The 15,392-nt window shown below is 73.3% G+C and carries 14 protein-coding genes; 9 read left to right on the plus strand and 5 right to left on the minus strand.

Features of this window, described 5'->3' with window-relative positions; all coding sequences use genetic code 11:
- The first annotated feature begins 382 nt into the window (after window positions 1-382).
- The gene (locus C1I92_RS20665) at window positions 383-1,294 is read left to right on the plus strand and encodes a COX15/CtaA family protein (protein ID WP_111256571.1); all 912 of its coding nucleotides are present in this window, start codon (window positions 383-385) and stop codon (window positions 1,292-1,294) included.
- A gap of 119 nt (window positions 1,295-1,413) precedes the next feature.
- Window positions 1,414-1,644, plus strand: coding sequence for a DUF6458 family protein (locus C1I92_RS20670; protein WP_111256572.1), 231 nt, complete (start codon window positions 1,414-1,416; stop codon window positions 1,642-1,644).
- Window positions 1,645-1,728: 84 nt separating this feature from the next.
- Here C1I92_RS20670 and C1I92_RS20675 read toward each other — a convergent pair whose 3' ends face one another.
- The 3 genes from C1I92_RS20675 to C1I92_RS20685 are packed head-to-tail and all read right to left on the minus strand — an operon-like array spanning window position 1,729 to window position 4,582.
- Window positions 1,729-2,676, minus strand: coding sequence for a MerR family transcriptional regulator (locus C1I92_RS20675; protein ID WP_199521427.1), 948 nt, complete (start codon window positions 2,674-2,676; stop codon window positions 1,729-1,731).
- A gap of 58 nt (window positions 2,677-2,734) precedes the next feature.
- Entirely contained in the window at window positions 2,735-3,586 is an 852-nt protein-coding gene (locus tag C1I92_RS20680; protein WP_146605219.1) for a hypothetical protein, read from the minus strand.
- 42 nt (window positions 3,587-3,628) lie between these two features.
- Window positions 3,629-4,582 (minus strand): heme o synthase, encoded by a 954-nt coding sequence (locus C1I92_RS20685; RefSeq protein WP_199521428.1) that lies wholly within the window; start codon window positions 4,580-4,582, stop codon window positions 3,629-3,631.
- Between the two features lie 208 nt (window positions 4,583-4,790).
- On the opposite strand from C1I92_RS20685, the gene tkt reads away from it, so the two are divergent.
- From tkt to C1I92_RS34560, 7 genes are read left to right on the plus strand one after another with little or no spacing between them, the layout of a single operon-like run.
- Window positions 4,791-6,884 (plus strand): transketolase, encoded by a 2,094-nt coding sequence (gene tkt, locus C1I92_RS20690; protein WP_233507128.1) that lies wholly within the window; start codon window positions 4,791-4,793, stop codon window positions 6,882-6,884.
- A gap of 10 nt (window positions 6,885-6,894) precedes the next feature.
- Window positions 6,895-8,007, plus strand: a complete 1,113-nt coding sequence (gene tal / locus C1I92_RS20695; protein ID WP_111256542.1) for a transaldolase — start codon at window positions 6,895-6,897, stop codon at window positions 8,005-8,007.
- Window positions 8,004-9,596, plus strand: coding sequence for a phosphoglucose isomerase-related protein (locus tag C1I92_RS20700; RefSeq protein ID WP_111256543.1), 1,593 nt, complete (start codon window positions 8,004-8,006; stop codon window positions 9,594-9,596). Before tal ends, C1I92_RS20700 begins: the two co-directional genes overlap by 4 nt.
- Window positions 9,593-11,122 (plus strand): glucose-6-phosphate dehydrogenase, encoded by a 1,530-nt coding sequence (gene zwf / locus C1I92_RS20705; RefSeq protein WP_111256544.1) that lies wholly within the window; start codon window positions 9,593-9,595, stop codon window positions 11,120-11,122. Before C1I92_RS20700 ends, zwf begins: the two co-directional genes overlap by 4 nt.
- Window positions 11,119-12,075, plus strand: a complete 957-nt coding sequence (gene opcA, locus C1I92_RS20710; protein ID WP_111256545.1) for a glucose-6-phosphate dehydrogenase assembly protein OpcA — start codon at window positions 11,119-11,121, stop codon at window positions 12,073-12,075. Before zwf ends, opcA begins: the two co-directional genes overlap by 4 nt.
- Complete coding sequence (gene pgl, locus C1I92_RS20715) at window positions 12,072-12,845, plus strand: 6-phosphogluconolactonase (RefSeq protein ID WP_111256546.1); 774 nt, start codon at window positions 12,072-12,074, stop codon at window positions 12,843-12,845. Before opcA ends, pgl begins: the two co-directional genes overlap by 4 nt.
- 52 nt (window positions 12,846-12,897) lie before the next feature.
- A complete protein-coding gene (locus C1I92_RS34560; protein ID WP_199521429.1) occupies window positions 12,898-13,071 on the plus strand; it encodes a hypothetical protein in 174 nt (57 codons plus the stop codon).
- Between the two features lie 18 nt (window positions 13,072-13,089).
- Here the strand turns inward: C1I92_RS34560 and C1I92_RS20720 are convergent, their stop codons facing one another.
- Entirely contained in the window at window positions 13,090-14,484 is a 1,395-nt protein-coding gene (locus C1I92_RS20720; protein WP_158564217.1) for an FAD-binding oxidoreductase, read from the minus strand.
- A gap of 22 nt (window positions 14,485-14,506) precedes the next feature.
- Window positions 14,507-15,382, minus strand: a complete 876-nt coding sequence (locus tag C1I92_RS20725) for a DinB family protein (protein ID WP_146605220.1) — start codon at window positions 15,380-15,382, stop codon at window positions 14,507-14,509.
- Between the last annotated feature and the right edge of the window lie 10 nt (window positions 15,383-15,392).

The raw sequence follows: 15,392 nt of genomic DNA on the forward strand, positions 1-15,392 counted from the left end.
CCGTCCCACCCACCACCTGCCAGGGCAGCGGCGAGCGCCGCGACCACGGCCAGCGTGGCGCGAAGAGGAACGGATCGAAGAGCCATGCCTCGGACGCTAAGCGCGGATCCGGCCGTTCCAGCGGTTCGGGCGTTTGCCCGAACGGCCAGGGCGTTTGCCCGAATCCGGGCTAGTCGTGGCTGCCGCCGCCGGCGGGGAGGGCTAACTTCCGGGCTAACGCTGCGCAGGGTCGGGCAAAGCGCGGGCTCTTGACAGATCCGCGATCGTGAGGTTGCCCACGTCGGCCGGGAGATCGGCGCCGGATGCCGGGTCCTACCATGACGTGGTGACCGCGACCCTCCCGACGACTCCGGCACCGGCGCCCGGCCGGGCCGCCCGGCTCGTGCGGCGGCTGCCGCTTCCGTCGGAGGCGACGTTGCGGCGACTGGCGGTGGCGTCGCTGGTCACCCAGGCCGGCATCATCGTGACCGGCGGGGCCGTCCGGCTCACCGACTCCGGGCTCGGCTGCCCGGACTGGCCGCACTGCACCGCCGGCTCGATCGCCGCGACTCCCGAGATGGGGCTGCACGGCGCGATCGAGTTCGGCAACCGGCTGCTCACCTTCGTGGTGGGCGCCGTTGCGCTGGCGATGCTGGTCGCGGTGCTGCGGACGCTCACCTCGGACCGGCCGCGGCGTGACCTGCTGGTCCTGTCGATGGTCCTGCTCGGCGTCGTGCCGGCGCAGGCCGTGATCGGCGGCGTGACCGTCTGGACCGACCTGAACCCGTGGGTCGTCATGTTCCACTTCCTGGTGTCGGCGGCACTGGTCGGTGTCGCGACGGTGCTGGTCAGGCGCACGCAGCGACCGCTCGGGGTGGTTCCGGCGCGGGTCGGGCTGCCGTGGCTGGAACGGCTCGGCCTGCTCACGCTCGTGGTCACGGCGGTCGCCGTGTACCTGGGCGCCGTGGTCACCGGCAGCGGCCCGCACTCCGGCGATCCCGACTCCAAGCGCACCGGCCTCGACGTGGCGGTCGTGACCCAAGTGCATGCCGACTCGGTCCTGCTGCTGATGGGCATCTCCATCGGCCTCTACTTCACCGCGCGAGCGGTCGGCGCTCCCGGCCGGGCCGCGCGCGCGGCCGCCGTCCTGCTCGCCGTCGAGTTCGGGCAGGGGCTCATCGGGCTGGTCCAGTACCGGCTGGAGCTGCCGGAACTGCTCGTCGGCCTGCACATGCTCGGCGCGGCGCTGATGGTCATGGCCGCGACCGACGCCTGGTACGCGACGCGCTGGATGCCCTCGCGCCGGCCGGCCTGACGGCTGGGCGGAGCGGGCGCACGGCTCGGCCCGGCTCGGGGTGGGCGGGTCTCGTCGTTTGCTGATCGGCGGGCCGGGTAACTCGTCATGAGTTCGCCGATATGGGAGGTGTGTCCGACATGAGTATCGGCCTTGGAGTCTTCCTGATGGCGCTGGGCCTCATCCTGGCGCTCGGGGTCCGGGATCGGCTCTCCGACTTCGACCTCAGCATGATCGGCTGGGTCCTGACCGGCGTAGGCGCGCTGGCCATCGTCGTCTCGGTGATGGTCGCCTCGATGCGCACCCGCCGCGGCGTAGGCGGCCGCACGACCGAGTACGTCGAGCGACGCGACGACATCGACCCGCTCTGACGGGAGGGAAACGGACCACGGGTGGGTCCGCGCCACTGGAGCTCTGCCATGAAGCAGCTGGCAGAGCTCCAGTGCTGTGTCGGCTCAGCTCTCCCCGGCCGACGCGGTCAATGCGGCCGCGAACCACTCCATCGCGGCGACGCTGCCGGAGCCGGCCTGCCGAGCCGGCCAGCCGTTGATGACGCCGACCAGCTCCCAGTACCGCTCCACCCGGCGATCGGAGAACAGGGCGATCTGCTCACCGAGCTCGCGCCGGAACCCGTCGGTGTCGTCGACGCCGCGAGCGTGGGCGTAGCGGGGCGCCAGCTGGTCCACGACGAGGCGGGCCTCGGCGGCGGTGGGCGGGGTGCCGGCGCTCTGCAGCGGCGTCACCAGTTCCAGCACGCTCTCGTAGAGAGCGGTCTCGGCGGGCGACGGGGCGCCGGAGCGGGCGCCGGCCTCGGCCATCTGCCGCACCCGGGCCCGGTAGTCCGGGTCCTGCACCAGCTCCGCCAGCTCCACCCAGGCCTCCACCTGGGCCGGCGTCGGGTCGTCGGGAAGGTCGACGCGGACCGAACGCATGCGGTCGGCGAACGCGGGGTCGGTGTCGAGGCCCTCGAAGGCCGACGACCAGTAGTCGTCGATGATCTGCTGCCGTTCGGCGGCGGACAGATGGGCCAGGCGGTTCATGAGATCCAACTCCTCGTGGTCGTGGATCCCCAGCGCGGCCACCGCACGCAGCACCGAGCGCCGGGTCCGGAGCAGCCGGATCTGCGCGTCGAGAGCAGCCGCGTGCGCCGTCGCCATCTCGGCCAGCGACAGGGTCCGGTCGAGGACCTGCCGCACGGTCGCGAGGTCGATGCCGAGCTCGCGAAGCGTGCGGACGAGGTCCAGCCGGGCCACGGCGACGGCGTCGTAGCGGCGGTAGCCGGCCGGGGATCGGCCGGTCGGCGGCACCAACCCGATGTCGGCGTAGTACCTGATCGTCTTCACCGGGAGTCCGGTGCGCCGGGCCAGGTCGCCGATGCTCAGGAAGGCGTCGTCGTCGTTCACGAGAACCACGGTGGAGTCTCCAGCGACTGGAGAGTCAAGTCGGACACGAACACGCACGTCATGCGAGCACCTCGCCGGCACGGAGCCGATGCAGGGCGGTCCCGCCGGCCAGTTCGTGGCGGCACTCCGGGTGCTGCAGGTAGAACCGAAGCGCCCAGTACACCAGCACCGGGTCGTTCACGAGCCGGGAGGTGAGGATGGTCGCGACGGAGCCGGGCGGCGCGCCGGCGGCCTGGCGCCAGAGGGCGTCGACGGTGCCGGCCTCGTCGTGCAGGTCCACCGGCGACACCTCGACGACCACGCAGTTCGGAGTGGCCCAGCCCAGCGACATCAGGCCCTGCCGGCGTGCGGCGGAACTGATCCGCCGGACCTGTTCCCACTCCAGGACGACGGGGTGGCGGCTGACGCGAAGCACGAGGTGGGACGGCGTCAGCTCGATCGCGTCGCTCCTCCCCCAGGCGGCCAGCCCGACGAACCCGGACCCCACCAGGGCGGCCACGGCGCCGGCGCCGATCGTCAGTATGACGGCCCGGTCCCACCCGCCGTCGACCGATCCGGCCATGGCGCCGGTCACCAGGGCCGCCGCCAGCCCGGCGACGAGGAACGCGACGGCCGCCGCCGGTGAGATCGTGCGGACGGGGAACCGCAGACCCCAGGACGCGACGCGCGCGATGTCGACCCGCACGGGCGGACCCACCGGCCGGTGTCGCCGCGGCAGGACATGCCGGGCGAGCGCGCCGGCGACCAGAGCAGCCCCGGCGGCGCCGGCGGCGGTGACCCAGTTCCCCGCCGCGATGCTGACCGCCGTCCCGAACAGGCACTGCAGCGCGACGAAGGCGAGGAACACCGTCATGAACCAGCCGCCGATCGGCGGGCGCGCCCAGTTCTCGGGCCGGGGCAACTCGACCATGACGCCCATAGTGGCAGCAGTCCCGCGTCCGCGGGACGGACGTCAGCCCAGGATGAGAACGTCGGCCATCACGGCGGCGAACACCACCGTCAGGTAGGTGATCGAGCCGTGGAAGAGGCGCATCGCGGACAGCCCGGCGCCGTCGGGGGCGCGCCGCGCCTGGCGGTACAGCCGGTGCGCCTCGACGAGGAACCAGACGCCGGTCAGCGCCGACGCCAGCCCGAAGATCCAGCCCAGCGACGCCACCGGCCACAGCACGAACGTCGTCGCGACCATGGCCCACGAGTAGAGCAGGATCTGCAGCGCGACGGTCCGCGCCGACGCCACCACCGGCAGCATCGGCACGCCGGCCCGGGCGTAGTCCTCGCGGTAGCGCATCGCCAGCGGCCAGTAGTGCGGCGGCGTCCAGAAGAAGACGATGAGGAACAGCAGCACCGGCGGCCAGTCCAGCGACCCGGTGACGGCGGCCCAGCCGATCAGCGTCGGCACGCAGCCGGCCACCCCGCCCCACACGATGTTCTGCGACGTGCGCCGCTTGAGCAGCATCGTGTAGACGAGCACGTAGAACAGGTTGGCCGCGATGGTCAGCGCCGCCGCCAGCGGGTTGACCCACGCGAGCATGATCGCGACCGACGCCGCCAGCAGGACCGCGGCGAACGCGAACGCCCGGTATGGCGAGACGACGGCGCGGGCCAGCGGCCGGCGCCGGGTGCGGTGCATGACGGCGTCGATGTCGCGCTCGAGCACCTGGTTGAACGCGTGCGCGCTACCGCCGGCCAGCGTGCCGGCCCCCAGCGTCGCCAGGACGAGGCCCAGCGACGGCAGCCCGCGCTCGGCGAGCACCATGGCCGGCAGCGTCGTGACGAGGAGCAGCTCGACGACGCGAAGCTTCATCAGCGACGCGTACGCGCCGACGACGGCAGCGAGCCGTCCCCACCGCCCACGCGGCACCGGTGCGCGCCGGGTCGCCGCAGGGCTCGGCTCGACGGACGTCAACGTTCACCTTCGTGTGGTCGAAGAGACAGCTGGGAGTGGGAACATCCCCCAGCATGGCCTGTTGAGTCTAACGGTGCCCCCAAACCGCCGAGCGGCCGGGCACGCGTGCGGGTGACGTCGATACGCTCGACCGTGGAAGGGCCGTCTCGCCGACGGCGCCATGAGCAGAGACGCAGGGATCCATCCGTCTGAGAGGAACGTCACGCCGGTGAACACGACACCCGAGAACAGCGCAGACTTCGAGTGGACGGAGCTCGACGACCGGGCGGTCGACACCGTGCGGTTGCTGGCGATGGACGCCGTCGAGAAGACCGGCAACGGGCACCCGGGCACCGCGATGAGCCTGGCCCCCGTCGCCTACACCCTGTACCAGCGGGTGCTCCGGCACGACCCGTCCGACCAGCACTGGCTGGGCCGCGACCGGTTCGTGCTGTCCGCCGGCCACAGCAGCCTGACGCAGTACATCCAGCTGTACCTGTCCGGCTACAACGTCACGCTGGACGACCTCAAGGCGTTCCGCACCTGGGGCTCGTCCACCCCCGGCCACCCGGAGTACCGGCACACCGACGGCGTCGAGGTGACGACGGGCCCGCTCGGCTCCGGCTTCGGCACCGCGGTCGGCATGGCGTTCGCGCAGCGCCGGGTCCGCGGCCTGCTCGACCCGGACGCGCTGCCGGGCGAGAGCGTGTTCGACCACCACGTCTACGTGATCGCCTCCGACGGTGACCTGGAGGAGGGCGTGTCGAGCGAGGCCAGCTCGCTGGCCGGCACGCAGGAGCTGGGCAACCTCGTCGTGCTGTGGGACGACAACCACATCTCGATCGAGGACGACACCAACATCGCCTTCACCGAGGACACCGTCGCCCGCTACGAGGCCTATGGCTGGCACACCCAGGTCGTCGACTTCACCGCGGACGGCGAGTACAAGGAGAATCCGCGGGCCGTCTACGAGGCCCTCGCGAACGCGAAGGCCGTCACCGACCGCCCGTCGTTCATCGCGGTGCGGACGATCATCGGCTGGCCGGCGCCGAACAAGCAGAACACCGGCGCGATCCACGGCTCCGCGCTGGGCGCCGACGAGGTCGCCGCCACCAAGCGCGTGCTGGGCGCCGACCCGGACAAGCACTTCGACGTCGCCGACGACGTGCTCGCGCACGCCCGTGAGGTGACCGCCCGCGGCAAGGCCATCCGCACGGAGTGGGACGAGCGCTACGCCGCCTGGCGCGCCGCGAACCCCGAGCGTGCCGAGCTGCTCGACCGGCTGCAGAACCGCGAGCTGCCGGCCGGCTGGGCCGACGCGCTCCCGACGTTCGAGGCCTCGGAGAAGGGCGTCGCCACCCGGGCCGCGTCGGGCAAGGTCATCAACGCCATCGCGCCGGTGCTGCCGGAGCTGTGGGGCGGCTCGGCCGACCTCGCCGGCTCCACCAACACGACGGTCGAGGGCGAGCCGAGCTTCCTGCCGGAGAAGCGCTCCAGCAAGATGTTCCCCGGCGACCCGTACGGCCGCACGCTGCACTTCGGCGTCCGCGAGTTCGCCTCCGGCCTGATCGTCAACGGCATCGCGCTCAACGGCCTGACCCGCCCGTACGCGGCGACGTTCCTGGTGTTCAGCGACTACCAGCGGGCCGCGGTCCGGCTGGCGGCGCTGCAGCAACTGCCGGTGACGTTCGTGTGGACGCACGACTCCATCGGCCTGGGCGAGGACGGCCCGACGCACCAGCCGGTCGAGCACCTGTCGGCGCTGCGGGCCATCCCCGGCCTCGACGTCGTCCGCCCGGCCGACGCGAACGAGACGGCGGTCGCGTGGCGGACGATCCTGGAGCGGCAGCACCCGGCCGGGCTGGCGCTGACCAGGCAGAACGTCCCGACGTTCGACCGTAGCGTGTACGGCGACCCCGAGGGCACCGCTCGCGGTGGCTACGTGTTCGCCGAGGCCGACGGCGGCACGCCGCAGGTGATCCTCATCGGCACCGGCTCGGAGCTGCAGCTGGCCGTCGAGGCCCGCGAGACGCTGCAGGCCGACGGCGTGCCCACCCGCGTCGTGTCGATGCCGTCGCAGGAGTGGTTCGAGGAGCAGGACGCCGAGTACCGCGAGTCGGTGCTCCCCGCCGCCGTCACCGCCCGTGTCTCCGTCGAGGCCGGCATCGCGATGAGCTGGCACCGCTACCTCGGCTCCGCAGGCCGCGCGGTCAGCCTCGAGCACTTCGGCGCGTCGGCCGACTACCAGACCCTGTACCGCGAGTTCGGCATCACGGCCGACGCCGTGGTGGCCGCGGCCCGCGAGTCCATCGCCAACGCCTGAGAGGGACATCATGAACACCAACGATCCGCTCGGCCGGCTCTCCGCGGAGGGCGTCGCCATCTGGCTCGACGACCTGTCCCGCGACCGCCTGACCACCGGCAACCTGCAGTCGCTGATCGACGAGAAGCACGTCGTCGGCGTCACCACGAACCCGTCGATCTTCCAGGCCGCGATCACCAAGAGCAGCCTGTACGACGACGACCTGCGCCGTCACGCCGGGCTGGGCTCCGACGCCGACGCCGCCGTGCGCGACCTCACCACCGACGACGTCCGCGCCGCCGCCGACCTGTTCGCGCCGGTCGCGCAGCGCAGCACGAACGGCGACGGCCGGGTCTCGATCGAGGTCGACCCGCGGCTGGCGCACGACACCGACGGCACCATCGCCCAGGCCAACGAGCTCTGGGCCGAGGTCGACCGGCCGAACGTGTTCGTGAAGATCCCGGCGACGAAGGCCGGCCTGCCCGCGATCACCGCCGGCATCGCGGCGGGAATCAGCGTGAACGTCACGCTGATCTTCTCCATCGACCGCTACCGTGAGGTCATGGACGCCTACCAGGCGGGGCTGGAGCAGCGGCTCGCCGCCGGTGAGTCGCTCGACGGCATCGCCTCGGTCGCGTCCTTCTTCGTGAGCCGGGTCGACTCCGAGATCGACAAGCGGCTGGAGGCCATCGGCTCCGACGAGGCGCTGGCGCTGCGCGGCAAGTCGGCCATCGCCAACGCCCGGCTGGCCTACGCCGCCTACGAGGACGTCATCGCCGCCGACCGCTGGCAGCGGCTGGAGGCGGCCGGCGCGCAGCGGCAGCGGCCGCTGTGGGCGTCGACGTCGACGAAGAACCCCGACTACGACGACACGATGTACGTCACCCAGCTCGTCGCGCCGGACACCGTCAACACGATGCCCGAGGCCACCATCGAGGCGGTCGCCGACCACGGCGAGATCACCGGCGACACGATCCGGCCCCACCGCGAGAACGCGTGGAACACGCTGGCCGCGGTCCGCGCCGCCGGCGTCGACCTCGACGACGTCAGCGAGGTCCTCGAGCGCGAGGGCGTGGAGAAGTTCGAGACCAGTTGGAACGACCTGCTGGAGTCCGTCGACGCCAAGCTGGAGGCGGCCAAGTGACCGCACTGTCCGTCAGCACGTACGGGCTCGACGCGGACGCCGTCGTCGACGGCCTGGTCGGGGAGAAGGTCGCGTCGCGCATCGCGGCGAAGGACGCCACGCTGTGGGGTCCGGAGGCCGAGCCCGAGGCGTCCATCCGGCTGGGCTGGACCGACCTGCACGAGACGTCGCGGCCGCTGCTGGCCGAGATCGAGGCGCTGTCCGCCGAGCTGCGCTCGGAGGGCCTGGACCGGATCGTGCTGGCCGGCATGGGCGGCTCGTCGCTGGCGCCGGAGGTCATCACCCGGTCGGCCGGCGTCGAGCTGACGGTGCTGGACACCACCGACCCGGGCGCGGTCGAACGGGCGCTGGCCGACCGGCTGGACCGCACCGTCATCGTCGTCTCCAGCAAGTCCGGCTCGACGGTCGAGACCGACAGCCAGCGACGCGTCTTCGCGGCCGCGTTCGAGGCGGCCGGCATCGACCCGGCCAGCCGCATCGTCGCCGTCACCGACCCGGGGTCGGGCCTGGCCGAGCTGGCCGAGACCGGCGGCTACCGCAAGCTGTTCCTCGCCGACCCGAATGTCGGCGGCCGCTACTCCGCGCTGACGGCGTTCGGCCTGGTCCCGAGCGGGCTGGCCGGCGCCGACATCGCCGCGCTGCTGGACGAGGCGGCCGCCGTCGCCGAGCGGCTGGGCGGCGACGTCCCGGACAACCCCGCACTGCGCCTCGGGGCCGCGCTCGCCGGCGCGCACGAGCAGGGCCGGGACAAGGTCGCGATCGCCGACGCCGGCTCCGGCATCGTGGGGTTCGCCGACTGGGCCGAGCAGCTGATCGCCGAGTCCACCGGCAAGCAGGGCACCGGCGTCCTTCCGATCGCCAGCGGCAGCGTCGACGACCCCGAGGTCGCCCACCCGGCCGACGATGTCCTCCCGGCCATCGTCGGCGAGCCGGCGCAGCCGCCGGCGAAGGGCGTCGTCGTCGCCGGTGAGCTGGGCGCGCAGTTCCTGCTCTGGGAGTACGCGACCGCCGTCGCCGGCAAGCTGCTGGGCATCAACCCGTTCGACCAGCCCGACGTCGAGAGCGCGAAGGTCGCCGCCCGCGGCCTGCTCGACGCGACGCCGGAGCCGGAGCCGGCCGCGTTCACCGACGGCGGCATCGAGGTGCGCGGCTCGGCCGGACTGCTGGACGGGGTCGACTCCCTGGCCGGTGCCGTCGACGCGCTGCTCGGCCGGCTGGCGCCGGACGGCTACCTCGCCGTCATGGCTTACCTCGACCGCCAGGGCCCCGACGCCGGCCTGGCCGACGTCCGCGTCCCGCTGGAGCGGCGGACCGAGCGACCCGTCACGTTCGGCTGGGGCCCGCGGTTCCTGCACTCCACCGGCCAGTACCACAAGGGCGGCCCGGCGCAGGGCGTGTACCTGCAGGTCACGGGCGCGCCCGCGAACGACCTGGAGATCCCGGACCGGCCGTTCACGTTCGGGCAGCTGATCGCCGCGCAGGCCGCCGGCGACGCCCAGGTGCTGGCCGACCACGACCGTCCGGTGCTCCGTCTGCACCTGACCGACCGCACCGCCGGCATCGACACCCTGAGGGGCATCCTGAGGTGAGCTACCAGAACCCGCTGCGCGACAAACGCGACAAGCGGCTGCCACGCATCGCCGGCCCGTCCGGGCTGGTGATCTTCGGCGTCACCGGCGACCTGGCCCGCAAGAAGCTGATGCCTGCGGTGTACGACCTCGCCAACCGCGGCCTGCTGCCGCCGGGCTTCTCGCTGGTGGGCTTCGCCCGGCGCGACTGGGCCACACAGGACTTCGGCAAGATCGTGCACGACGCCGTCAAGCAGCACGCACGCACGCCCTTTCGCGAGTCGACCTGGCGGCAGCTGGCGCAGGGGTTCCGGTTCGTGCCGGGCGACTTCTCCGACGACGACGCCTTCGATCGGCTGGCCGACACCGTCCACGAGCTCGACCGGCAGCAGGGCACCGGCGGCAACTTCGCGTTCTACCTGTCGATCCCGCCGTCGTTCTTCGACATCGTCAGCAAGCAGCTCGACCGCTCCGGCCTGGCGCATCCCGACGGCCCGGAGCAGTGGCGGCGGGTGATCATCGAGAAGCCGTTCGGCCACGACCTCGAGAGCGCGCGGCAGCTCAACGCGACGGTCGAGAGCATCTTCCCGCCCGACGCGATCTTCCGGATCGACCACTACCTGGGCAAGGAGACGGTCCAGAACATCCTGGCGCTGCGCTTCGCCAACCAGCTGTTCGAGCCGATCTGGAACGCACACTACGTCGACCACGTGCAGATCACGATGGCCGAGGACATCGGCATCGAGGGCCGGGCCGGCTACTACGACGGCATCGGCGCGGCCCGCGACGTCATCCAGAACCATCTGCTGCAGCTGCTGGCGCTGGTGGCCATGGAGGAGCCGGTCTCGTTCAACGCGTCGGACCTGCGGGCGGAGAAGGAGAAGATCCTGTCCGCGGTGCGGCTGCCCGAGGACCTCTCCCAGTACACCGCCCGCGGCCAGTACGCGTCGGGTTGGGCCGGCGGCGTCAAGGTCAACGGCTTCCTCGACGAGGACGGCATCCCCGAGGGCTCCACGACCGAGACCTACGCCGCCGTCCGCCTCGACATCGACACCCGTCGATGGGCCGGCGTGCCGTTCTACCTGCGCACCGGCAAGCGGCTGGGCCGCCGCGTCACCGAGGTGGCGATCGTGTTCAAGCGGGCGCCACACCTGCCGTTCGAGTCCACCGCCACCGAGGAGCTGGGCCAGAACGCGCTGGTCATCCGGGTGCAGCCGGACGAGGGCACGACCATCCGGTTCGGCTCCAAGGTGCCGGGGACGGCCATGGAGGTCCGCGACGTCACCATGGACTTCGGCTACGGCGGCTCGTTCACCGAGGAGAGCCCCGAGGCCTACGAGCGGCTGATCCTCGACGTCCTGCTCGGCGACCCGCCGCTGTTCCCCCGTCACGAAGAGGTGGAGCTGTCCTGGCAGATCCTCGACCCGATCGAGGAGTTCTGGGCCAAGAGCTCCGACCGGCCCGAGCAGTACGCGCCCGGCGGCTGGGGTCCGGCGTCGTCCGACGAGATGCTGGCCCGCGACGGCCGGAGCTGGAGGCGTCCGTGATCATCGACATCCCCTCGACCACCGCCGCCGCCGTCGGCAAGCGGCTGGTCGACCTGCGCGAGAAGCACGGCGCCGTCGCGCTGGGCCGCGTCCTGACGCTCGTCCTCGTCACCGAGGAGGCCAACGCCGAGGACGCGATCGAGTCGGCGAACCAGGCCAGCCACGAGCACCCGTGCCGCATCATCGCGGTCATCCGCGGCACGTCGCGCGGGTCGGCGCGGCTGGACGCGCAGATCCGGGTCGGCGGCGACGCCGGCGCCAGCGAGGTGGTCGTGCTGCGGCTGTTCGGACCACTGACGGGGCACGCGGAGTCCGTCGTGGTCCCGCTGCTGCTGCCGGACAACCCGGTGGTCGCCTGGTGGCCCGCCGAGTCGCCCGAGGTGCCCGCCGACGACCCCGTCGGGCGGCTGGCGCAGCGGCGCATCACCGACGCCGCGGCGTGCAAACGGCCGATCGCGGCCCTGCAGGAGCGGGCCGAGAGCTACCGGCCGGGCGACACCGACCTCGCGTGGACCCGGCTCACGCTGTGGCGCGCGCTGCTCGCCGCCGCCCTCGACCAGCCGCCGCACGAGGAGATCACGGCGGCCCGGGTCGTGGGCGGGCCGGACAACCCGAGCGCCGACCTGCTCGCCGCATGGCTCGCGCACACCCTGAAGGTGCCGGTGACACGGACCAAGGCGACCGGCGTCGAGGGCCTGCTCAGCGTGCGGCTGGACCGCCCCTCCGGCGCGATCGGCATCGAGCGCCCCGACGAGGAGGTGGCGACGCTGACCGTGCCCGGCCGGGCCGACCGCCGCGTGGCGCTCCCCCGCCGCTCGGCCGGCGAGTCACTGGCCGAGGAACTGCGCCGGCTCGACCCCGACGAGGTCTACGGCGAGGTCATCCACGAAGGGCTGACCGAGCTGCACGAGTTCGGCAAGGTCACCCGGACCAAGGCGAAGGTCAAGCGGTGACGACGCCCACGATCGTCATCCACCACGACGCCGGCGTGCTGGTCCAGGCCGTGGCGGCCCGGCTGATCACCCGCCTGGTCGACGCCCAGGCCACGCATGGCGACGCGTCGGTCGTGCTCACGGGCGGGACGGCGGGCATCGCGACGCTGCGTGCGGTGGCGGCGTCCCCGGCCTGCACGGCGGTAGACTGGTCCGCGGTGTCGGTCTGGTGGGGCGACGAGCGCTTCTTGCCCTCCGGCGACCCGGACCGCAACGAGACGCAGGCCCGCGACGCGCTGCTGGACCACGTGCCGGTGGACCCGGCCCGGGTGCACGCGATGCCGGCGGCCTCGGGCGACCTGACGCCGGAGGACGCGGCCGCGGCCTACGCCGACGTGCTGGCCGCCGCGACGGAGAAGCGGCTGCACTCCGGTGCGCCCGCGTTCGACGTCCTGCTGCTCGGCGTCGGGCCGGACGGTCACGTCGCGTCGCTGTTCCCCGAGCACCCCGCGCTGCACGACGACCGCGCCGTCGTCGGGGTGCGCGGCGCGCCCAAGCCGCCGCCGCTGCGGGTCAGCCTCAGCCTGCCGGTGATCCGGTCGGCGGACGAGGTCTGGCTGGTCGTCGCGGGTTCGGACAAGGCGCCGGCGGTGCGGCTGGCGCTCGGCGGATCGGGACCGGTGCAGATCCCGGCTGCCGGCGCGCAGGGTCAGCGGGCCACGCGGTGGCTGCTGGACCGGGCCGCCGCCGCCGAGCTGCCGCCGGGCCTCGGCCGTCCGGCGTCCCCCTGACGCCGCCGCCGTCCGATTTGTACCGCGAGGAAGGCTTGCCTATCCTTCGTGCATGGCGTCGGTGAAGGCGAAGAAGAAGTGCTGCCGGGACCGGCCGCGGTGCAAGGTGTGCCCGGTCGTGCTCAAGCGGCTGTCCGACGCCGGCCTGCTGGAGCGCGAGGGCAAGCGTAAGTACTCGTTCGACACGAAGCCGCCGAAGGCCGCCGTCGCCGCCGCCCGCGCCTGACGCCGTCGCTCAGCCGGTTCAGCCCGCCGGCGTCACCGACTGCGGGAACCGGAACCAGTCGTCGGGGTCGTAGCGGCGCTTGACCGCCCGCAGCCGGGCGAGGTTCGCACCGTGGTACGCGGTCTCGCCGTCGTCGAGCAGCCGGTCGGGGAAGTTCACGTAGGCGCCGCCGGTCCCGTGCCGATGCACGACGTCCCACAGCTCGGCCAGCCGGTCCGACGCGGCCGACGTCACCGGCGGCGCGGGGTCCTCGACGACGGTGGCGACGTTGACCAGGAACGACGCCTCCCGGTGCGGGAACGCCGTGGCGTCGACGGGCACCCGGCCGTAGCCGGCGGCCCAGGCGAAGAACGTGCACTCGCGGGCGAACCCGGGGGTCCGGTCCGCCACCAGCCCCTCGACCAGCGCGGACACCGTCGCCGCCGGCAGCGTGCGGTCGAAGAACATCGACCGGCCGGTGATGAGGTCGGCCGGGATCGTGCCCTCCGGCAGGGCCGAGCCGAGCAGGTTGAGCCGGCGCACGGCCGGCAGGTACGGGCCCGGCTCGTGGATCTCCCAGGTCGGCTCGATCCCCACGGCGTCGAGGACCGGCCCGAGCGCCCCGGTCGCCGTCGAAGCGTCGAGGACCATCCCGAACAGGCTCACGCCGGGCGCCTCGTCCGGGTCGGCGGGCACGACGAGGCGCAGCTCGGCGACGACCTCGTCCGGAGCCCGCGGCGCCCATTCCTGCCACGCGCCGATGACCGCGGCGGCCTGCTCGTACGGCCAGGTCACGTGGAACGCGGACACACCGGCCGGCAGCGGCACGGTGGCCAGGACCAGCGTCGTGACGACGCCGAACTGCCCGCCGCCGGAGCCGCGCAGTGCCCAGAGCAGGTCCGGCTCGCGGAGCTCGTCGCACCACACCACGCTGCCGTCGGCCAGCACCACCTCCGCGGCGACCAGACGGTCACTGGCCAGCCCGTGCCGGCGGCCGAGGAACCCCAGGCCGCCGCCCAGCACGTGCCCGGCGGCGCCGACCGTCGGGCAGGTGCCCATCGGCAGGGTGACGTCGTACGGCTCCAGCGCGCCGTAGAGCGGCCCGAGCCGGACGCCCGCGCCGACGGTGACGCGGCCGTCCGCGACCGACACCTGGTCCAGCGGCGTGACGTCGACCAGCAGCCCGGACGTCGACGACCGGCCCGCGTAGCAGTGGCCGCCGCTGCGCGGCACCGTCGGGATGTCGTGCTCGCGGCCGAACGCGATCGCCGTCGCCACGTCGGCCGCGCCGACGGCCCGGACGATCGCGGCCGGCTGGAGGTCGACCGGCTGCCGCCGCATCGTCCGGCGCGCCGTCTCGTAGCCCTCGTCGCCGGCCAGCAGCAGCGTGCCCTTCAGCGACGCCGAGAGGCGTTCCCACGCCGGTGGATTCATGCTCCCCCACCCTAGAGGGAGCTCAGCTCCGGAGGTAGGCCGCGACATCGGGGTGCTGGAAGAAGTCGGCCCAGCCGGCCGGGTCGAGCTGGAAGCGGTCGTCGATCGCGGTGATGTCGGCGCCGTGCTCGACCAGCAGCTTCACCACGTCCAGCTCGCCCGCGCCGGCGGCGTAGTGCAGCGCGCCGTCCACCGGCGCGCCGGCCTCGACCAGTGCCCGGACCACGTCCCACCGGTGCAGCCCGGCCGCCTCGGCGACGAGCGACGCAGACACGCCGCCGCCCACGCCGACGGCCGTGACCGCGGCCGCGTCGCCCCGGCGCACCGCCGCCACCAGCGGGTCGCGGGCGTCGGCCCGGGCCCGGTAGAGGTCGCGCAGCAGGCAGATCTCCGCGCCGTGCGCCATCACCTCCCGGTTGACGTGCTGGACCAGCGCCGCCATCGAGTCCTCGGCGTACGGCCCGCCGCGCGGCCCGAGCGGGCGCAGCAGCGCGTCGTCGTCCAACGCGGCGACCCCGTCGCGCCACAGCGCGTACGCCTCGTCCAGCAGCGCCACCGCGCCGGCCGCGGTGTCCGGCAGCGGCGACGGCCAGTGCCGCGCGTCGAACATGACGGCGTCGGCGGCGGCCGGGTCGAAGAACGCGCGGGCCCGCTTGCCGAGCACGTCCCGGCCGACGTGCATCGCTCGCCAGGCGATCGTCGTCACCGGCGGGACCGGCGGCTCGGGCCGGACGAACTCCGGCTCCAGCGCGCCGCCGGGCCCGGTGGGACGCAGGCTCCAGGCCCCGTCGGCCGGCTCCCACCAGTACTCGTCGTCGGTGAGACCGGCCAGCCGCGGCCGGAAATGGGCGGTCCAGTAGAACTCGAGCTGGTCGAGGAGCAGCGCACGCCATGTCATGCCGGCCACG

The sequence above is a fragment of the Jiangella anatolica genome (assembly GCF_003236295.1).
Lineage (GTDB): Bacteria > Actinomycetota > Actinomycetes > Jiangellales > Jiangellaceae > Jiangella > Jiangella anatolica.